Genomic DNA, 21,657 nt, shown 5'->3' with positions numbered 1-21,657 from the left:
ACTTACTCTTAGCAAAATCAGGCTTGGCAACATGTGATATCCTGTAGAAATTGACACTTCCTTAAAAGATCTAAAGTACTAGTGTCTAGACGTAAAATCTCAATGTTCTAACTCATCCAGGGTACGAGATTTTATAACCTTCTAGACAATAAAAAAGAAAAAACCATAAAGAAGGAGTGAGCCGCCAAAATTGTATCTTTGGCGGCCTTTACCCAGATAAGAACCAACTATTCTTTCATCCCAAAAAGCTTTAGCACTTCGTGTACTTGTGTCTTAGAAGGGCGACGGATGAATGACCACCATTCGATTACCGAAAAAATCTATAGGGATACGACAAAGTCGCATCCCTATAGATTAAGATATCACGGTAATGGTGTAGAAATCGTTCAATCCAAAGCGATCTAAAACAACTGTACTTGGAGCGCCTTGTGGTTGATTACGTTATTTACTGGTTAGTCAATTGATGGTTTATAAAATGACCTGTTATCCAGCGGGAAAATTCTTTCAGTGAACTCACCAGGAGCCGTCTTGCCAAGTGCACGATCCAACATATTCATCTTCGCATCAATGTTATCGATGTAATGAAGAATTTCCGCTTCTTTCAGCATTGGACGTTTCGGGCTTCCCCATTCTTCCTTACCGTGGTGAGATAAAACCATATGTTGCAACAGCATAACTTCTTCACCTGTAATTTCAAGTTCGTCAGCCGCTTTTGAAATTTCATTGACCATAATCGTAATATGACCTAGCAGATTCCCCTCAATCGTGTATTGAGTTGCAATTGGACCTGAAAGTTCAATTACTTTCCCAACATCATGCAAGATAATTCCCGCGTACAATAAATCCTTATTGAGTGATGGATACAGATCCGCTAACGATTTTCCAAGTTTCAGCATGGAAACAACATGATCAATAAGACCCGATACATAATCATGGTGATTTCTTGTCGCAGCAGGGTACGTCATGAAAGCTGTCTGATGCTTTTTCAATAAATGACGCGTAATTCGTTGGATTTGTGGATTTTGCATTTCAAAGAAATACTGCATCAGCTCTTCGTATAGCACTTCTTTACTTGTTGCCGATGACGGAACTAGGTCGGCAATCGCCACCCCTTCATCCTCTTTTACGGGACGTATACTTTTAATGCGCAACTGATTTTTCCCACGGTATTCATGTACTTCCCCGCCAACTTTGACAATCGATGCTGCGGCATATGTTTTCGCGTGTTCATCTGTTGTATCCCATAACTTCGCTTCAATATCCCCACTTTTATCCTGCAAAATAAGCGTCATAAACGGTTTACCTTGTGTGGTAACTCCTTTTGTTGATTGCTTAATTAGCAAGAAAAGATCAAACGGCTCACCTGCATTATATTCTGCAATTTTCTTCATAAGACCATCGCTCCCTGTTCGCTTCCGATATCGGAAACGTTTAGTATTGTTGCCCCCTGCCATTTATCCTTCATCGCTTCGTGGCATGTAAAATAAATGAACTGATGCTTGTTTTGTAGATTGTCTAGTAGTTCAATCATACGCGAAAGTCGCTCTTCGTCAAAGTGAACGAATGGATCGTCCAACATTAATGGAAAAGGTGCCGTATTCATTATAGATGCCGCAAGCGCCAATCTAAGTGAAATATAGGCTTGCTCTTTTGTAGCCTGGCTCAGCTCTACAATGGGATAACGCATTCCATTTTTCGCTACTACTTCGAAATGACCCGTCTCCGTTACACTCAGTGATTCATAATTCCCACCCGTCAGTTCACAGAACATTTTTTCTGCCGCTTCAAGTACTTCTGGCAATTTCTTTTCTTTCAACTCCGACATCGTTCGTCTGATTGCTTCAGTAATCGCTTTGCGCTCAGACCATTTTTTTACGAGTTCTGCGAGCTCCGATTTTTTCATTTCGAAGTGTTGCAGTTTACGACCGTAATTTTCATCTGTCAGTAGTCGTTCCGTTTTGTTAACAAGCGCCGCCTTGTCATTGATTAAGACATTTAGCCTCTCGCTAATCGACGATAGTGTTCCGCTAATATCATTCACTTTTTTTCGCAACTCTTCATCCACAACGCCATCAGGCAATTCAAGAGGGCCATATGATGCTAATTGAGCATTGACATCCTCAAGTTGCCCCTTTAAACGAAACGCTTCCTGGTGGCTATTGTATGCGGCGTAAAAGGCCTCTTCCGTTTCTACTGCTGCTTCAGCAAGCAGAGCCTGCACTTTTTCCAGCAACGAGTTTACAAGGCTGGATGTCTCTTTCAGCGCTGATTCTTTGCGTTCCAAAGCAACTGTCAATGACCTGATTGTTTCTGCCTGTTCATTTAGGTGAATGAATTCCCTTCTCAGCATCTCATAAACTGTTTCTTGTGGTGCAAATTTCCGCACTATTTTTTCAGCTTCTGCTAACCTCACAGCAATCTGTTGTTGAATCGTTTGTCGCCGTAACAAGGCATCATTCAACTCTCTAGTAACTTCCTGAACTTCTCGAATCATACGGAATAATTCCGGGATAATCCCGGTTGAAGGTATTTCATCGAAACCATAAAGTCCTAAAAAATCGACCAGTTCCAATTCGATTTTCCGTCTATTGCTATAGGTATTTTCAAGCTCGGATGTCAACGATTGAAATTTCCTTTCAAGTACCATAAACGCTTCTTGTAAATCTTCTTTCTTGCGCTTATACATGCCAATTCGGTCTGTCAGTTCTTCCATTTGATGCTCATTTCCATCATATGCGGCAATGATTTTTTCCATCTGCTTCAGTTTTGCTGAATCCGGCGTTTGATGCTGTTTTTTCGAATAAATTAGAATACCTAATCCTATAACAATAACACCAGCTATAATTATGAACCATTCTTTTTGGATGAAACCGAAAACGATGAACGCGACAGCAAGTACGACAAGAAGTGCAGGTATCATCAGTGATTTCTGTTCAACCGGTCTTCTGCTTAGTGAAATATAGGCTTTCGCTTCAGCAAGTTGCTGACGAATTTTAGGCCACTGCTGTACACGTTCTAATTCCTCTACGGCAGGTGCAGTGCGTTCAATTCCACCAATTTCAGTTTCCGTATCAGCTAACTCATTTTCCACTTGGATGAGTTGGCGATTCACAAAGCCAATTTGCTGATCGCCTTCAGTAAGTTCTTGAATAATTTTGTGCATCTGTTCTTCCTTTTGGATTGAAACATCTGCATCCAAAATAGTATTTTCCGCTTCAAGCCCTTTGACACCAAGTCTATCGAGCAGACGTCTCTTTGAACTAGTTTGCTGACTCACGTTTTCTTCTTCAAAAGTAACCGCTGTTTGCCATCTATGCCACTCTGTTTCTTTCGCCAGTAAAATTTCAAGTTCAGCAATGCGTTCAAATTCGTGCTGTTCAGGCATTCGTGTCATTAGCTCTGCTAATTCCTCTTCCAATCGTCGTTTAGTAGCTTCGGCTTCCGTTAACTTCCCCGCAAGCATTTCATAGCGCCTGATACCATCTGCTGGAAAGGTTATTCCACTTAATTGCGATAGTCTTGCATCCAATGCTTGTTTCTTTTGATGAAGGGGGAGTAGCTGTCGCACGAGAGCGAGCTTCTGTGATTCTTGCATAAGTTCCGTTTCCTGTCCTCGCAACTCTGTAAGCAAGTCATCGATTTCCCGTATTCGTTCAATCGAGGGTGCATATTCTCCCACTTTTTCCTGCTCTTCTTTCAACTCTATTTCCAATTCCCGAAGTTCCATGATCTTGACGTTCATCTCCGGAATTCTTCCCGACTTTTTGAACAAATCCCCCAGTTCTTTTTCCATTCGATTTCCTAGCTGCAACAAAGAGTCAACACCAGTAGTCCCCGAAGCAAGAAGTGTCCTGCTTAATTCGTCTTCATCCATTTTTTCAAATCCCTGCAACTGTAACAAAGAGAATGAAAAAATGGATTCGAATGAAGCACGGTCATACTGGCGAAGTAGCGTGTTCAATTGCTCTTCTCCGCCCTTCGTTCCATCTTCGAAATAGACAGTAACATCACCAGCAGATTTTCCACGGATCCGTTCAACGATGCATTTCCCATATGTTTCATCTATAAGATGAACTTGCCCACCGTACTTGCCGCCCGATTTCGGTTCGTAGCGTAAATGCGCATTATTTTTTGGTGGAAATCCAAATAAGATATGCAGAATGAACTGCTGAATAGTCGTTTTCCCAGCTTCATTCAATCCATAAACTACAGAGATCCCTTGTCCAAAATCCACCGTGACATTTTCATGTTTTCCAAATCCATAAATGTTTAGTTTTTCAATTTTCATGTAAACACCTCATTCCATTCCTGACATTTCCGCCGCCAACAATGCTGTTGCTCCGGCTTTCACTTCATCTATTTCATCTGCAGTCAAAACATCCAGATATTTGACGCCACGCGCATGCTGGTAAACATCTTTTAAAACATCCTTCCAGTCTTCCGTCGTCCAACCATCAATCATCCCAGCAACTGATTGCATCAGTGCACTTGATGCCATAGATGGATTCAACTGACTCGCAAATGTAATCTTCTGCACCCAGACATAGGGTTCGCTTTCATCCACATAATCACGCAGGACCTCCAACCATTCTCCCTCCGGCGATTGACTGAATAGATTCGCAGCTTCACGATCGATATCAGTCAGCAACAGCTCCACAATTCCCGCACCATTGTGCTCTTTAAATAACTCTAGCACTTCCGAACATGCCGTCAGCCACTCATTCGCATGACTCATTCCTGCACAGGGCAATTCGAGTCTATCAAAGACAATTGCTGATGCCGGGATGAAATGAAGAGATGCTGTTGTTTTCGAGAGTTCAACTTCATAGAACCCCTTTGTACCACGCTCATTGCGATGACGCCCCTGTAAATTTCCCGGATAAACGATTGGTGGAGATTCATGCAGCTGTTGCCTCACATGGATATGCCCGAGCGCCCAGTAATCATACCGCTTAGCTAGCAACTCATTTTTAGTGAATGGCGCATAAACGGCATGTGTTTCATCACCCGCTAAGCTACCGTGCAACATCCCAATATGTATCGCATCCTGATCTTCAGCTACAGGATAACGGTCAATCACTTTATCACGGATATGCCTTTCCTTATAACTAAACCCAGAAATCAACACTTCTTGACCATCCACGGTCAGACGCACTGTTTCAACATGCTCATCGAAAACATATACATTCGACGGCAAGTCAAATCGAGTCCACCTTCCACTAAGATGATCGTGATTGCCGTGTGAAATGAATACCGGAATGCCGGCCGCATCCAACTGCACCATCCCTTCCCGAAACTTCATCTGCGTACGTAAACTCCGATCTTCCCCATCGTAAATATCACCCGCGATTAACATGAAATCCGGTTTCGTTTTGACTGCGTGCTCAATCAACTTAGTAAATGCTGCAAAGGTACTGTCACGTAAATTATTCAGGCGATCTGTTGGTAAGCCAGTCATGCCTTTGAACGGGCTGTCGAGATGCAAATCGGCTGTGTGGATAAATCGGATTGTTGACAAGTTAGTCCCTCCTTCACTAAACGAATACTTGTTCTTATTTTAGCATAAATAAAAAGACTCTGCGATTTAATTAACGGGTTCGGTTGATGGGGAGAAAATCGACAATAACAAGTCAAATAACAACCGATTTAGCATATGTTATAAATATGAATTAACAATAGAAAAAGCAAAAGAAAACGCTCAGACTATTAAGCCTGTGCGTTTTTTACTTACCGTATTTCCTAATATAAATTTCATATCACTTGTTTCACAATCGCACCCATTTATTGAATACGAGCAGTGCCTTTATGCTAGAATCGTGTCTAGTTTAGTACAAGAGTTGCTTTAATTCTTTTATGCACCTATTGTCTGAAAATATGTTTCCTCACCATTTTTAAATACTTTCATGTATTCATATTCCTCATTCAACTTTATTTTGTATAATTTATATTCGTCTACTAACTCCGTTACTTCAGAACCTTCGCTTAAATATAAGTTCCAAGAATTATCATCGACCTTGATATCCAAACTCCCAAAACCATTTTTGCTTTCCAAAAAGTCTTGATTAAGATACAGATAGTGATTTTTTTCTGAATCATTGAACATATAAATGCCATTACCCTTATTACTTTCGGAAGTTTCTATATGCAAAATAAAATCTTTTACATCCTTTTTCACTTTATCTATACTTACTTCTGAAAAAGATACTTCATCATTACTACACCCAGACGAAATGCTACCAATCACTAAGATTGGGACTAAAAGTCTTCTCAACTTTTCACAATCCCTTCAAATAATTTTAATAAAACAATCATTATTTTGGCTCGTTTGTCTAATAAGCCGTCCTCTTATAATCTATTTTAGCACAAAATACCTTGTTCTCTTCGACGTTTACAATTATTTCAAAATTGTTTCCAAGGAAACAATTCCACCAACCAATTTTAATGCGATTTACTATCGATATCCTCCTTAAACGTTGATACAACAACAAAAATGGGGACACCAATTCATGTGCGAATTGCGTCCCCATATGCCATGATTTTTAACGTTTTCACCCATGTACCGAACCCGTTACGAATTAATCAGAGTCTTTCTATATCTCACTTATTCTTTTCCGAGCTGGATTGCTTTTTTAATATCTTTCAGCGAACGAGACGGTCCGTACATGAGCACACCGCCGCGGTAAACACGTGCTCCGAAGAAGCCCAAAAGGAAAATTGTCACAAGCATAATCGCAATTGACAATAGCGGTTCCCATACTGGTAACTCCAACATACCAACGCGCAAGAACATGACGAGTGGCGCAAAGAACGGGAAAAACGAAGCATATTTTATATAGGCCATTTCAGGATTTCCTAGCCCAGTTGCCGCAATCATGAACCCTGCCACGATTAGCAACGTCATTGGCATGATAATCTGCTGTACATCTTCCGTGCGGCTGACAAGTGAGCCAAGAAGAGCTGCCAGCGTCGCGAAGAGGAAATAGCCCAACAGGAAGAAAACTAGCGCATAGACAAGCGTTCCCACATTCATATTCGAAAAGCCGAAGACAGAAAAGAAGCCATCTGCCATTTCAGAACCTGTTGTTTTCAATGCAATATATCCTGCCAGACCCAATAATACCATTTGCAAAAGACCAAGCGATCCAATGCCAAGTACTTTTGCAAACATATGTTTAACAGGTGATACGCTTGAGATAAGAATTTCCATCACACGCGATGATTTTTCCGCCGCAACTTCTGTCGCGATCATACTTGAATATACGATGACTGCAAAGTAAATAAGAAACATGAGTACATAGACGAGACCACGTGCCTGGCTCAATTCTTCTTGTGATTTCGCTGACGGAGATACAGATTGCTGTTCAAATTGGATAGGTGCGAATAGTGTCTGTACTTGCTCACCAGACAGTGAGAGCTCCTCCGCTTTCATTTCCGTTTGAATCGACTTAAGTGCTTCTTCTAGCATCATTGGAAGAGAAAAGTCCATGGCACTCATCGAGATGTAGTTCGCTTGAATTGTATTTGTGTCATCAAGTCCAAGCGTCACGAACGAATCGATTTCTCCCTCTTTCACTTGTTCTGTAAGCGCATTTTCCGATTTACTGGACAGTTCTACCTTAATACCTGATTCATTTGACTCTAGTTGCATTTTCAACCGCTCCGCAAGAACACCGCTTTCATCGAGTACTTGCAGCACTTCCGCCGAATCTTTATCTCCGCCCGTGGCACCTTTAACGGTATCAATGATTTTTTCCATGTTAGCAAAAAGGAAAACCGCCGCAATCATGATGGATGTTGTTATAATGAACGATTTCGTTTTCGCTTTCGTCGTAAATGCCTGTTTAAAAATGATCATGAATTCACGCATGCTGTTTCCCCACCTTTTCGATGAAAATGTCTTGTAGCGAAGGTTCCTCAATCCCAAAATGACGAATCGGGCCCGACTTTAATGCTGCCGTCAACAAATCATTGGCAACTTGTTCAGATTCGACCTGGTAAAGTGCCCCTTCAACCGACTTATGGACAGATGTAACACCTGCAATCGCATTCAGATGTGCTAAATCATTGTCTGAATTTATGCGTACGTTCTGCTTGCCATATGACCGCTTCACATCGCGGAGTGTCCCGCTAACGATTTGCTTACCTTTATCGATGATACTAAGTTGCTCACACAATTCTTCGACATGATCCATGCGGTGGCTCGAGAATACGATAGTTGCACCATCATTACGAAATTGAATTATCGCCTCTTTCAACATCTCAACGTTTACCGGGTCCAACCCTGAAAATGGCTCATCTAGAATTAACAGTTGAGGATTATGCATGAGAGATGCAATTACTTGGATTTTTTGTTGATTTCCTTTTGATAGTTCTTCAACTTTTTTATTGGCATAGTGAGTGATTTCCATTCGTTCCAGCCATTTATTCATAGCTGTCTTGGCATCAGACTTTGTCATACCACGTAATTGTGCTAGAAAAATCAGTTGCTCTTCCACCTTCATTTTCGGATAAAGGCCGCGTTCCTCCGGTAAATAACCAATCTCAGGACTTGTTGCGTAAGAAATCGGTTTCCCATTCCACGTAATCCGTCCTTCATTCGCATTTAATAGACCAAGAATCATCCGAAATGTCGTCGTCTTACCTGCACCGTTCGCTCCAAGAAAACCGTACATCGTGCCTTTACCTACAGACAGCGTCAAATCATCAACCGCCGTGAAATCTCCAAATCGTTTCGTTACATTTTCAAGTAGCAATGACATTTGATTACCCCTTTCGTTTTACCCAATATTAACTATACGTATCTAGCACTCTGAAGTTTCACTTTTTTTGTTTTTCAGTTTTTACTACTGGCGATTGCTGTACCAATCGCATACGACGCCATGTGCACTACCCAAATTCCCGTTAGAATGAAAAATGCAAGTTGCGGTCCTTCAACAATAATGATAACTGCCCAAGCAATGAGTATCGCAACGGTTGTCGCACACCACGAAATTGAACGGGCATGTTGATGAATCGTTCTATATCGTTCGTCAAACCATCGTTCTTTCTTTCCCCTTTTCCGATTTATTAACATAGTAATGAAAATAATGACTACAGCAAGCGGCAGCCCTGCAAGAAATACCCATATATTAAACCCTTCGTACATTTTCAATCCTCCTCTGGTGTAAAAATATCTTCAATGCGACAATTGAATAACTTCGCAAGTTTGAACGCTAATGTCAGTGATGGGTTATATCTACCTTTTTCGAGAGAAATAATCGTCTGTCTCGAAACTTCCAGTTTCTCCGACAGATCATCTTGCGTTAGCCCCATCGCAGTCCGCATTTCCTTTATCAAGTTATTCATTTCAATGCTCCCCTTTCATACGAAAAGCGCAGGGCACCCGGAGTCTAGACACCGACTATTGTAAAGGTTGCTTTACGTAAAGGTTACTTTACCATACTCAAGATGTCAAGTAACCTTTACAAATTTCCTTTTAGAATTTTTCATAGTATAATGAATGAAATAGAGTGGAAAGGGTGAATTATGTGAGAACATATAAACTAACAGCTTTTGAACCAACGGGGGAATTAATTACAGAAGATACATTCACAGCTGAAACGGACGAAGCAGCAAAAGAAAAAGGCCAAGTAATGCTTGAGGATAAGGGTCTTCTTGAAAAGACACATCGCCTTGCATCTCCGGCAGGTAAGTTAATATTGTTCCATTCCTAAATAAAATTGCACTTCAGATGTTTACTTCCCTTCACTTATTATGTAATCCTAAACAGAAACAAAGCATTTCCATCATACAAATAGACAGGGTGTTGAGAAATGAAAATCGCATTAATTGCCCATGACGAAAAGAAAAATGAAATGGTAAATTTCACAATTGCCTACGAATATATCTTTTCGCAATACACATTATTTGCTACCGGTACAACGGGAAAAAGAATTATGGACGAAACCAATTTATCTGTAACCCGACTTAATTCGGGACCTTTGGGTGGTGATCAGCAAATTGGTGCAATGATTGCAACTGGCGAGCTGGACTTAATCTTGTTTTTCCGTGACCCACTAACTGCTCAACCACATGAACCCGACGTCAGTGCGTTATTACGCCTTTGTGATGTCTATGGCATCCCACTCGCTACGAATATTGCAACGGCTGAGCTGTTACTTCGCGCTGTTGAAAAAGGGTACTTTTCGTGGCGTGAAATGCTTGATAAATATAAGTAAGTTCATTTCAAAATAAAATAAAAAGTACCAAGCACTGATCCTTTTATTCAACGGATGCATGCTTGGTACTTTTTTAATTACGCAGGCTGATTCAGACTGCAAGCGCTGGATCAAATTGTTGATTTCCTTTCTTCCTTATGACCGCCATGGAGCTTGTTATGCTCGCCATAGGTGCAGTTATGACCGCCATGAGCACTGTTATGCTCGCCACGACTTCCATTATGACCGGCATCAGCCGTGTTATGACCGCCACATGTTAATCGCACAAAATGTCTAGTACAAGAAAAGACACTGATTCAGGATGGCGTAAAAACTCACCCCTAAAACAGTGTCCATATTACATAAAAATCATTTTCCTATAAATTCTGGCTTACGTTTCCCTACAAATGCCTGAATACCTTCTAGGTGATCTGCTGTTTTCCGCATTGCCACTTGTGCTTCGCTTTCCATTGCCAATACGCTTTCAAGTTCTTTCGTTTTTTGCGCGTGCAGAATATTTTTCGATGCAATCATTGCTGCAATCGGCGACGCAAGCAGTTTATGAGCAAACGCTTCGCCGCGTTCAGCACCAGTACCTTGCGCAGTCACTTCATCGATTAGCCCTTTTTCAAGTGCTTCTTGACCATTCATCACTTTACCTGACCAAATAAGGCTTTTCGCTTGAGGCACACCTACGCGTTCTTTCAAGAAGAAATGACCTGCTCCGTCCGGAATTAGACCAATGCCGATAAAGTTCATCGCAAGTTTACTATCCTCTTCCGCAATAATATAATCGCAGCCAAGTACAAGGCTAAATCCAAGTCCTGCCGCCGCACCATGGACGACCGCAATCGTAACTTGCGGTAATGTATAAAGTGCCTTCGCAAGACGTGACACGTCTACCATTACGCTACCAATATCCATTGGGCTATCCGGATTTAACATCGCTTTAATATCCCCACCCGCAGAAAATGCACGACCGGCCCCTTGGATTACCAAAACTTGAACTGACACATCGCTTTTCAATTCCTCGAAAACATCTGCTAGTTCCTTCATCATGACACTATCCATCGCGTTCATCGACGCAGGCCTATTCAACGTAAGATGCGCAAGGCGTCCCTCTTTTTTTAATTCGACAGTTGTATACATAAAAAAACACCCCTTCGTAAGAAATGAATTACCATTCACTTCTTAGATTCGGTGTTTTTTCAGTAAACCCTTTATTTAAGAGCTAAGAAAGTATACGTTTTTCTACCTAGAGTAGGGTCTATCAAGGCACTTGCGCTTTTCTACTTAACCATCTCTGGAAAAATCGCGTCAAGATGAGCGAGCTTCTTCACGATTGAATCCTCATACGTCAGAATATAAGCTGCCGGATCTTTCGGATTATAGAACTGCGTAATTTTCCCCGTTTCAGGGTCAATGAACTTACTTGAAGCCCCACAACCTACTCCAATGATCGTCTGTACCTCTTCCATAATAACGATGTTATAGATACTTTCTTCACCAGGCTTTGCGTACCCGACGTTTTCCAAGTTGCCTAAAATGTTCTTTTGACGGTATAAATAGTACGGTTCATAGCCATTTGCAGCGTTCCACTCTTCTCCGAGTTTCATCATCTGCTCGACTGTTTCACGATTAGCAACTTTGTATTTGTCTTTATTACGAGTCATTTCAGATGCCCGTTTGAATGACAATGTATGAACTGTCAGCGATTCAGGTTGCATTTTTTCAGTCTCTGCAAGTGAATGCTTGAATTCTTCCATTCCTTCATTTGGCAAACCGATGATGAGATCCATATTAATATTCTTCATGCCCATATCGCGTGACAACCAGAACTTATCGACTGTTTCTTGAACAGTATGGTGACGACCGATTGCTTTTAGTGTCTCATCTGTATAGGATTGCGGATTGACGCTTATCCGGTCAATACCCCATTTTTTCAGAACTTCGATTTTAGCGGGCGTAATCGTATCAGGACGACCTGCCTCTACCGTTACTTCTCTGACTTTATCCATATTAGGGAATGAAGCATACATCGTTTCATATAGCGCATCCATTTCTTCCGCTTCTATAGATGTCGGAGTTCCTCCACCGAAGTAAATCGTCGTAATGGCCATGTCTCGCTCTGTCAGCCATTTTCCCATTTCTCGGATTTCTTCATGCAATCCGTCTAAGAATGTTTCGACTCGTCCATTTTTTCGATTAATCGCATAGGCTGGGAATGTGCAATACGCACATTTCGTCGGACAAAATGGAATGCCTATATAAATACTTACTTCATTTTTTAATTCGTGTAAATCAGGCACCGTTCGCAACTGCACATTCGCTATTTTTGCTAGAAGTTCGCTTTTTTCGCTCGAGAGCCGATGGCGATTCATTAACAATTGCTGGGCCTCTTCCGTACTGTGTCCTTCGTGGCGATATTTATGGTACAGTTTCATCGGGCGAATCCCTGTCAGAATTCCCCACGATTGATGCATCCCTGTTGCTTGTTCAAGCGTTTCAAGGAAAACGTGTGAATAAATCCGCTTTAACTGGCGGGTAATCGCTTTATCATCGTCCGTCTCTTCTATCTCAGAAAACTCAGCAGAATATTCCACACCGTCCCATGTAAGGATTGCCTTTCCGACAAGTTGTCCATCAAGCGTCCGCTCCAACGTCAAATTTGCCAGTATCGCACCCTCTTCATCTTCATCGACTATTTTCGATTGTTCAAAGAAAAGGTTTGCTAGATGCGTAAACATCCTAATCCAACCCTGTTCGTAGTTTTCTTTCATGATGATTTTTTGCATTGTAAGTACCCAACTTTCTATTTATAAAACCGAAGTTTTTTCTCTAGATAAACATAAAATCATTATAGCAAATTTACGGAGTGAAAGAAGAAAAACCGGCCTAGGCCGGTTTTTAGATGGATTCGTATAATTGTTGTACTGGTTTCATCAGTACACGGTTTACTTCTTCAATCAAGCCACTCAATTTCATTTCTGCTTCAAGCATTTTCATAATCTTAGGATTTTGCTGCGCAAGTTGTGCAGTCTTTTGAGCATACTCAAGCTCTTCAGCTACTGGTTCTTCACCTTGCATCTGTTTTTCCTGAAGGCTCAATTGGATTTTACGGAAGTTTTTGAACAACGCTAGTGCATCGTCATCCACCTTCACTTCTTCTACCGCTTGCTGTACTTCTAAAAACTCTGCAGTTTTTCGGAATGTTGCTTCCAATTTGTTTAAATCATCGTAAATATTCACTGTCATGTATTGTTCCCCCTATGATAAATTTGTTGCCAAGACAATAAGGCCTTGAACGATTCCAATCAAACCGCCGAGAAATGCTCCAAGTACGGTGATCATCTTGAATTCGCGTCTTGAAATTCCGAGCACTAGATCTTCCAGTATTGCAACTGGAAACGCATCGACTTGCTCTCTAACCATATCATCTAATTTAAGTTTGTGGAGCGATATCTCCATTTGTTTTTCTGCCTGTTCGAATGCAAAGCTAGTCAGCGCCGGCGTCAGATTAACAGCTGTCCATTCCGCCCCTGCAGGCCAATAATCCTGTATCGTCTTATTCAAGCGAGCTTCCAGTACAAGTTCTTTTTCTGCATAAGATCGGACTGAATTGAACAACCCATCCCAATCAAACCCTGAGAGAAGTTCCTCAACGGGACGTTTTTGAAGCTTTTCCCATTCATTAAGTATAATTGTGTTCACAAGATCATACGTCCCTTGTGCTGCGACAAACTTCAGTGCTTCACGCTGTACTTTTACAACAAGCGATTCTGATTCTCCAAAAAACATATTTACCATACTTCCAAGTGTACCTTTTGATGCTAGGAAATCATCAATCATTTTATGGAACATTGCTTTTCCTTCATCTGATTCGAAGTAGGTTTCCGACCTGCCTAGAATATAGGTTGTTATGGCTGGAATGCGCCCTGCAGCTTCTACCCGCCACTTTTGCGGTAGCACCTCTTCTACCGATCCCGTCGTCATTTTTACACGAACGGCGTTAAGCTGGGCATCGAGTACTTCCAACACTTTCCGCTCTGCTTTCTCTGCAACATTCATCGCGCCGGCAGTATTAAGCCAGTCATTCAATGTTTTATCAGAGAGAAGGATATGCTGCTCAAGTTTTTGTTGGAGGAAATCCTCTGCTTTCTTCTCCATGTCAGGCGTCAATAATTTCTTTCTGAACGTTTCCGGTGTTAATAAATAATTCGTCACCGTCTTACCGAGTTGCACTGCCAGTTCATCGCGCCGTTTCGGTATCAATCCCGGCGTGAATGGCAAACGCCATTTCCCAATATATTTCGCTTCATGTGGCCTGAACAGCATTTTAATCGCCAGATGATTTGTAAGTCCCCCGATTAATGCACCAATAAAAGCCATGAATAACAATGTCCATAAAATACCCAAATGCTTCACCTTTTTCCGTATCGTTAAGTCCTAATTATAGCAGAACTAAACCGAACGGAAAAATTCAAAGACTTATCTTAGTGCGTTGTACATTGTCGACATGCGAATAGCGTGTTCCATTTCATCATGCATTGCGATAAAAAATGGATTGTAGGCCTGCTGAAAAGGAACGGTTAGTAGCATTTCCTTATACATTTCAACCGCTTCAAGCTCACTCACCAACGCCCGCTGAACACACTCTTTTAAGTTATAACAAGGCAACGGTCTCTTTGGATTTGGTACAAATGTCCCCGTCATCATATAATAGAGCTGTTGAAACATTTCATAATGGCTTTTTTCATCTTCATACATATGTCTGAGGAAGTCTTGCCAAAGCGGATCATTGGTCATGTCGTGCATTGATTTATAAAAATAATAATCTTTGTACTCATCCTCGATGGCCTGCTTTAATTTATCAACAAACAAGTCAGCACCCTTTCGCTTTCTTTTCTTGATATTATGCGGTCGGGTAGCGTCTTATGAGAGGAGTTATTTACATGCTACAACATTTCAGTTTTAAACCGATGTTTGACAATACACAATTACCGGGTTGGACATTCTCATTTTTCTTCCGCAATACGAGGTATACCGGTGACTATTTACCTGAGGGTGTCATTGTTTGGACAGGAGAAACGCCGCCTGAAGAAGACAATTTGAAAAAAATGATTCATGAATTGATGATTTTTCACGTCTATGATTGATTCGTGAAAACTTCGGGAATACTGTCCTCCATGACGTATTAAGGAGGCGCAGTATGAATAAAGAAAAATCCCCTGAAGAGTTGCGTAAAGAAAAGGAACAGTTAAAAGTACAAGATCAGAAAACTGAAAATGTCTTTGAAGATAAGAGTCGAGTACCAGAAGAACAAAATGCCTGGAAAGAAACACAAGCCAGACGCGGTGAATAACAAAACTCCCTGCATATTGTATGCAGGGAGTTTTGTTATTCTACATTTCTCGTTTCCTCTATGCCAACCGCGTGCCTTGTATCTTCTTCCAAGTACTTATTACTGTTCGTGTCATTTGTTCCCCTCGTCATATCGTCATAAGGCGTAAAAGGCGTAAACATATTTCCTGACTTCTTCTTATTAAAAAGTGTCTTGTAGATTGCAAAACCAATCAACACCATACCTCCGAGTCCCAATACAATGGCAACAACAGCTATAATGGTAATGCCCATAAGAACACCCCTTTTTATTTATTATACCACTAATTAACCAGATTTTTCTGACACCCTATTCCTGCGACAAATTTCTTCTGCCAAAAATGAAGTAATAGTACGTCGAGGAAACAACATAGAGTCCTGCTGTGATTGTGAATGCATAGGCATAGCCCCAATACGAACCACTTGCAATAACAAGCCCCGCTGCTACAGGCCCCATCGCTGCCCATCCAATATTAAATACAGTTTGGTTCACTGAGTTAGCAAGCCCTTTGTATTTATCCGCAACAATTTCCATTGCAATAGCACTTTGAATCGGATTCCCTGCATTCATGAGTGCCTGGCGCATAAGGAATCCGAGTGATGCTAACAACAGGGATGTCGTATAGGCTGTTAATAGTAAAAATGGAATAGACAGCATTTGGAATAGGATAAGTGCTTTCACTTTCCCAACCTTTTTCACTAATGCCGGACCAATAAGCATAGCTACCGCCGTCATCGCAGATCCAAGTGATAAAATAAGACCAATGTATGCATTTGAGGCATCAAATCGGTTTGAGAAATATAAATTCAAGTACGGCACAACAAGACCTGAACCAAAACCAATCAGCAAACTCGCAAATGAGAAATGGAAAATCAGAATGATATTCCGTCTGAAGCTGCTATCGACTTTCTCAATCTCTTCTTCCACAGCTTCAACGGACGTTTTCTTCACTTGCACCGGTTCAGGCGGCTTGTTTTGAAGTTTAAATAAGGGAAGTAAACCAATTATAAAAATGGTTGCCCCCGTCAGAAGCGCCCAGCGAATCGCATCAGCTGCATCGAGAGCCAAGAGGACTTCTAGTACGTCAGCGATAACGCCCCCAAGCAAACTGCCGATAACATTCGCAACCGTCATGAGGGCGAAGTGGATACTAAACATATGGACCCGTTCGGCGGGCTTTGAGTTTTCGGCGAGAAATGGGACACCCGAAACTTGCACGAATGCCATGAATAACCCCGTCAGAAACGCTGCGTAAATTATCGGTGTTTCGGCAACTGCAACACTTCGGTAAAACAATGTCATTCCTCCGAAAATTGCACCGCCAACAATCATCCATTTCCGACCGAATTTATCACTTAGAAATCCGGCCGGAACGAGCATAATTGCCGATGCCAACGCCGTCATAGAAATAACTTTTCCATTGATAGTTTCAGGCATTCCTAGCTCTTTTATATAGAGATTATACATGACCATGAATACACCCATGCCGATCTGGATGAGCACATTCGCTAGCATGAATAGCCTGACGTTTTTATTGAATGAAGATATTTTCAACTTCCAATCCGCAAACCATTTCCCCATGCTACTCCAACTTTCCATACGAGATACTTCGTCACTCTAAAGATACGTCTTTCAGAATAGTTTTTCAACAATAAAAATGCACAAATAAAATCCCAATCAACCCGCTTTGGCTACCCCAGTAAGGCGCCTTCGCTTAATTTACATTAATGAAAAGTATTTCACTTGGAGCGTCCACGCCAAAGAAAAAAGGAACTTCCCACTTACACGGAAGTCCCCTTCGTCATATCCTTGTCATTCAACTTTCGGAGTACCAGAAGTTCCCGCCTGCAATTTATACATTTGAGCATATTGCCCACCAAGCATAAGCAACTCATCATGTGAGCCTTGTTCAACAATCTCCCCGCGATCTAACACTAAAATACGATCCGCGTTCTTAATAGTAGAGAGTCTATGGGCAATGATGAACGTTGTACGCCCTTTTTTCAGTACGTCCATCGCATGTTGGATGATTTCCTCTGTTTCCGTGTCGATGTTGGACGTCGCTTCATCCAGAATAAGAATGGCAGGATCGAACGCAAGCGCCCGTGCGAATGAAATAAGCTGGCGCTGTCCAGAAGAGAGCGTACTCCCTTTTTCCACAACTGGCTCGTCAATTCCGCCTGGCAAATGTTTCAATACCAGTTCCCCACCGACTGCATCTAGCGAATGTTGCACTTTTTCGCGTGTAATGCGTGAGTCACCTAAGCTAATGTTCGACTCGACTGTCCCACTAAACAAGTAAGGGTCTTGCAGAACAATACCCATATGATCACGAATCGTCTGACGTGGCATGTCACTGATGTTTAGTCCGTCAATCGTAATCTTCCCTTTCGAAGCGTCATAGAAGCGGAACAGTAAATTCATGATTGAACTTTTTCCCGATCCAGTATGGCCGACAAGTGCGACCGTTTCTCCCTGCTTTGCTCCGAATGAAAGATCCTTTAAGACATATTCTTCATCCTTATAAGCGAACCAGACATTCTCAAAGCGGACATTTCCCTGGTAACGGGCGATTTTGTCGTCGCTTACCGGCTCCCCTTCACGGTCCAATAATTTGAAGACACGCTCTGCCGCCACAAGTGAATGCTCGAGACGTGCGAACTGGTTTACAATGCCCGTCACCGGGTTGAACAACCGTGTAATATAGTCTACGAAAGCATAGAGCATCCCAACTGAAATGAAACTTTCTGTGGAGATCGAAGCACCGCCAAAATACCAGATAAAGAACACAAAGGTCAATGACCGGATTACGTCGACAAGGTTATGTGAAGTCGCCGCCTCCACTTTTAGCAGTTTGTTCTGATAGCGGAAGTGTTCATCATTCAAGTCACGGAATTCCTCTTCCATCTGCTTTTCACGACGAAATGCTTGAATGATTGTCATGCCATTGATTGATTCATTAATCATCGCATTCATGTCACTCACTTTTCCGCGGATGATATGGTTAACCTTCGAAGCGAATTTTCTGTATGCCTTCATCCAAATATAAAGTATTGGTAAGACAAATAACGTGATAGCACCCATTTTAGGATCCAAAATGAACATTGCAATGAAGATTCCTGTAATGTACATTCCGCTAATTGCGAACTGTGAAACGACCGTCACATATAAGTTACGGATCGCTTCCGTGTCATTTGTAATTCTTGCAACAACTTTCCCAGCAGGCAAATTATCAAAATAGCGGATTGGCAATGTCTGAATATGTTCGTACAGATCATTACGCATTTTCTGTATGATACGATTTGCCGCCTGTTGCATCAATAAATACTGGAAATACCTCAGTATCGCAGTGACCACGGCGAGCCCGAAAAAGATGGCAAGCAGCTTGGCAATCGGAGCGAAATCCATGCCCCCGTCAGTAGCCCCTGCAATGTGGTCATCAATGATTTTCTTGGCAATCATTGGGCCCATTAGATCCGCAGCGACTGCGAACGCGAGAAGAATAATACCTGTCAGTAATAATTTTTTATAGTCAAGTGCGTAATGGAGTAAGCGTCTACCGGTACCCATATTATTCAACCTCCCCAATCTGTTGGCGGTCGAATTGTTCTTTGTACCAGCCGTTCATTCCAAGTAAGCCCTCATGTGTTCCCTCTTCAATAACACGCCCATCGTCAAGTACGATAATCCAGTCTGCATGCTGAATAGCGGACAGTCGGTGTGTTGTAATAATTGTCGTTTTTCCAGAACGTTCCGTTTGAATATTCTCTATGATTTTCGCTTCCGTTTTCGCATCGACCGCAGAAAGCGAGTCATCTAAAATAAGAATCTCCGGATTTTTCACCAGTGCTCGTGCAATGGATATTCGCTGTTTCTGTCCTCCGGATAATGCAACACCCTTCTCTCCGACGAGTGTTTCAAGTCCTTCAGGAAGCATTTCAAGATCTTTTTCAAAATAGGACAGACGAATCGTTTCCGCAATGTCCGCTTCTGTTGCATCGGGTCGTCCGAATAAGATATTATCCCTGACTGACCGTGAAAACAGCACGTGATCTTGAGGGACGTAACCAATCCAATCCCTTACCTGATCTTTTGTCATTGACTGCATTGGTACTCCCGAGAAGACGATTTCCCCTTCTCCGGATGGATATTCACGCAGTAGCTGTTTGACAAATGTCGTCTTTCCACTACCGGTTTTCCCAACTATCCCAAGTGTATTGCCGCGTTTCAAATGGAGCTTAATAGCATCCAAGTTGACCGAATGCGACGTCGGATATGTGAAAGTAACATTCTGGAAACCTACACTATCAGGTTGTTCAACATTCACGGGATGTTTAGGATCCTTCACATCTTCCTCATAATCAAGCGTCTCTGTCACCCGGTCGAGTGACGCATTTCCGCGTTGTAAAACGTTAATCAATTCACCGATTGCAAACATCGGCCAAACAATCATCCCAAGATAGACATTAAAGGTAACGAGATTCCCTAGCGTCATATCACCAATGGATACAAGGTAGGCCCCGTAACCGAGCCCAATCATATACGTCAGCCCTGTCAGTACTTTCGAAATTGGCATGAACAGCGCGTCAATCTTCTCGACGTGCATGTTTTTCTGATAGACATCTTCCGTCATATCAGCAAACCCTTTTTCAGATGCACGTTCCTGAACGTATGCACGAACAACCCTTACACCCGCGACCGCTTCCAAGACGTTATCATTCAAATCACCGAACGCCTGCTGTGCCGTCATATATCTTTCGTGAATTTTCTTTCCTAAAACCTGCATGATAAACGCCAAAATCGGAAGCGGTAAAATCGCCACAAGCGTCAATTTCCACGACACGAGAAAGCCCATCGTCAAGACTAGCGTCAGTAAATAGAGCGTCGAATCGACAAGCGTCATAATGCCGAAACCTGCCGTCTCAGATATTGCCCGTAAGTCATTTGTAGAACGGGCCATCAGATCGCCTGTTTTATTTTTCTCATAAAACGTGGGGGTCATTTTCAGAAAATGATGCATAAGCTTTCCCCGTAATTGCCGTTCGATTACATAAGCCCCGCCAAATAATTGGTATTGCCAAACATAGTTACTTGCATAATTGAAAAGCATAATTAAAAACATAGAACCAATAAATATAACAAGTAATCTTGCTGTCAACGTCTGTGTATAGATCGAGTCAATTGCCTGCCCGATTAGCCAAGGTGGAATAACAACAAGAATATTCGTCACCATCAGCAGAATAAGCGCAACTGTGTACCTCTTACGATTTTCTTTAAAAAACCATTTTAATTTAAATAGCACTGAAAACATAATTCAATCAACCTTCTTCCCTATTCTCTTACAGCTATCCGCTTTCGAGAGATTCCTTTTTCAATAGTTTCCTTTGTTGTTTGATGATTAACATCGTCAACACTCCTTTTCCTATTAGTTGGTCCAACTTTATGCAACACGCAATGCGTGGAAACACCAATTTCTCTTTAGATTAAAACAAAAAAAGAGCACACGCTTCTTAAGATAAGCGTGTGCTCATAAAAGGAACGGCAAAGCGCGCCGGTCCGGGTTTATTTAGTGTTAAAAACTAAAACACGGATAGGTACGGTTTCATTTTATTGTTGTTGTTTTGGAACACGTATACTTTTTTCATTTTGCGTACCTCCCTTTCTATTTCGAGTAACTAACTACTTGTAGGTTATCATTTCCATTTCAGAGTTGTCAATACTTTTCGAAAACAGAATTACTTCAACCATTTTCTATGATGTAATCCTCAAGTCAGTGAGAATCTTACTGTTCGTTAATATTGGATAAATATATGAATGAGTTAAATTGAATATGACACCAACAGAGAAATACGTAATGAATAACAGCTACTATTATATGTTGAACAAATGAATACGGCGTAAGCGCTTTACAAGGGCTTTTGGTTGGCCACTGAAAAAGCCCAATACTTGGAATGAAATAGAACTCCTACCAATACCGCTTCGACGGTCGTAGCGGTTTAATGGTATTCTTTATTTCAATTTTTATAGTAGCAACTAGTAATCACCTTACAATTTCTCTATATACATCCCAAAATCACATTG

Annotated in this window: 21 protein-coding genes; 4 read left to right on the top strand and 17 right to left on the bottom strand. The window is 41.7% G+C overall.

Features of this window, described 5'->3' with window-relative positions:
- Positions 1–452: 452 nt before the first annotated feature.
- From yhaM to ACP8HG_RS20765, 8 genes are all read right to left on the bottom strand, one after another.
- Entirely contained in the window at positions 453–1,391 is a 939-nt protein-coding gene (yhaM, locus tag ACP8HG_RS20800; RefSeq protein ID WP_067205928.1) for a 3'-5' exoribonuclease YhaM, read from the bottom strand.
- A complete protein-coding gene (locus ACP8HG_RS20795; RefSeq protein WP_438297840.1) occupies positions 1,388–4,288 on the bottom strand; it encodes an AAA family ATPase in 2,901 nt (966 codons plus the stop codon). Before ACP8HG_RS20795 ends, yhaM begins: the two co-directional genes overlap by 4 nt.
- 9 nt (positions 4,289–4,297) lie before the next feature.
- Complete coding sequence (locus ACP8HG_RS20790; protein WP_438297838.1) at positions 4,298–5,518, bottom strand: metallophosphoesterase family protein; 1,221 nt, start codon at positions 5,516–5,518, stop codon at positions 4,298–4,300.
- Positions 5,519–5,851: 333 nt separating this feature from the next.
- Positions 5,852–6,244: a hypothetical protein gene (locus tag ACP8HG_RS20785; RefSeq protein ID WP_438297836.1), complete on the bottom strand. Its 393-nt coding sequence runs from the start codon at positions 6,242–6,244 to the stop codon at positions 5,852–5,854.
- A gap of 357 nt (positions 6,245–6,601) precedes the next feature.
- Positions 6,602–7,867, bottom strand: a complete 1,266-nt coding sequence (locus ACP8HG_RS20780; protein ID WP_067205921.1) for an ABC transporter permease — start codon at positions 7,865–7,867, stop codon at positions 6,602–6,604.
- A complete protein-coding gene (locus ACP8HG_RS20775) occupies positions 7,860–8,759 on the bottom strand; it encodes an ABC transporter ATP-binding protein (RefSeq protein WP_340741502.1) in 900 nt (299 codons plus the stop codon). Before ACP8HG_RS20775 ends, ACP8HG_RS20780 begins: the two co-directional genes overlap by 8 nt.
- Positions 8,760–8,833: 74 nt before the next feature.
- Complete coding sequence (locus tag ACP8HG_RS20770) at positions 8,834–9,145, bottom strand: hypothetical protein (protein ID WP_067205915.1); 312 nt, start codon at positions 9,143–9,145, stop codon at positions 8,834–8,836.
- Positions 9,146–9,147: 2 nt separating this feature from the next.
- Complete coding sequence (locus tag ACP8HG_RS20765) at positions 9,148–9,345, bottom strand: helix-turn-helix transcriptional regulator (protein WP_067205914.1); 198 nt, start codon at positions 9,343–9,345, stop codon at positions 9,148–9,150.
- Positions 9,346–9,527: 182 nt separating this feature from the next.
- On the opposite strand from ACP8HG_RS20765, the gene ACP8HG_RS20760 reads away from it, so the two are divergent.
- Positions 9,528–9,713, top strand: a complete 186-nt coding sequence (locus tag ACP8HG_RS20760; protein WP_067205911.1) for a YhzD family protein — start codon at positions 9,528–9,530, stop codon at positions 9,711–9,713.
- A gap of 99 nt (positions 9,714–9,812) precedes the next feature.
- The gene (gene mgsA, locus ACP8HG_RS20755; protein ID WP_067205909.1) at positions 9,813–10,217 is read left to right on the top strand and encodes a methylglyoxal synthase; all 405 of its coding nucleotides are present in this window, start codon (positions 9,813–9,815) and stop codon (positions 10,215–10,217) included.
- Positions 10,218–10,565: 348 nt separating this feature from the next.
- On the opposite strand, the gene ACP8HG_RS20750 is transcribed toward mgsA, so the two are convergent.
- From ACP8HG_RS20750 to ACP8HG_RS20730, 5 genes are all read right to left on the bottom strand, one after another.
- A complete protein-coding gene (locus ACP8HG_RS20750) occupies positions 10,566–11,345 on the bottom strand; it encodes an enoyl-CoA hydratase (protein WP_187046665.1) in 780 nt (259 codons plus the stop codon).
- 140 nt (positions 11,346–11,485) lie between these two features.
- Positions 11,486–12,991, bottom strand: coding sequence for a coproporphyrinogen III oxidase (locus ACP8HG_RS20745; protein ID WP_067205904.1), 1,506 nt, complete (start codon positions 12,989–12,991; stop codon positions 11,486–11,488).
- A gap of 112 nt (positions 12,992–13,103) precedes the next feature.
- Entirely contained in the window at positions 13,104–13,451 is a 348-nt protein-coding gene (locus ACP8HG_RS20740; protein ID WP_067205901.1) for a YlbF family regulator, read from the bottom strand.
- A gap of 12 nt (positions 13,452–13,463) precedes the next feature.
- Positions 13,464–14,621 (bottom strand): DUF445 domain-containing protein, encoded by a 1,158-nt coding sequence (locus tag ACP8HG_RS20735; RefSeq protein ID WP_335339515.1) that lies wholly within the window; start codon positions 14,619–14,621, stop codon positions 13,464–13,466.
- A gap of 63 nt (positions 14,622–14,684) precedes the next feature.
- Positions 14,685–15,077 (bottom strand): ferritin-like domain-containing protein, encoded by a 393-nt coding sequence (locus ACP8HG_RS20730; protein ID WP_067205897.1) that lies wholly within the window; start codon positions 15,075–15,077, stop codon positions 14,685–14,687.
- Between the two features lie 71 nt (positions 15,078–15,148).
- On the opposite strand from ACP8HG_RS20730, the gene ACP8HG_RS20725 reads away from it, so the two are divergent.
- Complete coding sequence (locus ACP8HG_RS20725; protein ID WP_067205894.1) at positions 15,149–15,352, top strand: YheE family protein; 204 nt, start codon at positions 15,149–15,151, stop codon at positions 15,350–15,352.
- A 53-nt stretch (positions 15,353–15,405) separates the two neighbouring features.
- On the top strand, positions 15,406–15,558 hold the full coding sequence (locus ACP8HG_RS20720; protein ID WP_156475954.1) for a hypothetical protein: 153 nt from the start codon (positions 15,406–15,408) through the stop codon (positions 15,556–15,558).
- A gap of 35 nt (positions 15,559–15,593) precedes the next feature.
- Here ACP8HG_RS20720 and ACP8HG_RS20715 read toward each other — a convergent pair whose 3' ends face one another.
- The 4 genes from ACP8HG_RS20715 to ACP8HG_RS20700 all read right to left on the bottom strand — a co-directional run bounded on the left by ACP8HG_RS20715 (position 15,594) and on the right by ACP8HG_RS20700 (position 20,887).
- Positions 15,594–15,830: a hypothetical protein gene (locus ACP8HG_RS20715; protein ID WP_187046664.1), complete on the bottom strand. Its 237-nt coding sequence runs from the start codon at positions 15,828–15,830 to the stop codon at positions 15,594–15,596.
- A 55-nt stretch (positions 15,831–15,885) separates the two neighbouring features.
- The gene (locus ACP8HG_RS20710; protein ID WP_438297829.1) at positions 15,886–17,157 is read right to left on the bottom strand and encodes an MFS transporter; all 1,272 of its coding nucleotides are present in this window, start codon (positions 17,155–17,157) and stop codon (positions 15,886–15,888) included.
- A 231-nt stretch (positions 17,158–17,388) separates the two neighbouring features.
- Positions 17,389–19,146 (bottom strand): ABC transporter ATP-binding protein, encoded by a 1,758-nt coding sequence (locus ACP8HG_RS20705; protein WP_438297827.1) that lies wholly within the window; start codon positions 19,144–19,146, stop codon positions 17,389–17,391.
- A 1-nt stretch (position 19,147) separates the two neighbouring features.
- Entirely contained in the window at positions 19,148–20,887 is a 1,740-nt protein-coding gene (locus tag ACP8HG_RS20700) for an ABC transporter ATP-binding protein (protein WP_438297825.1), read from the bottom strand.
- Between the last annotated feature and the right edge of the window lie 770 nt (positions 20,888–21,657).

The sequence above is a fragment of the Sporosarcina sp. FA15 genome (assembly GCF_051550195.1).
Lineage (GTDB): Bacteria > Bacillota > Bacilli > Bacillales_A > Planococcaceae > Sporosarcina > Sporosarcina psychrophila.
The sequence above is the reverse complement of the archived record's forward strand: the minus strand, read 5'-3'. Positions and strand labels throughout refer to the sequence as shown.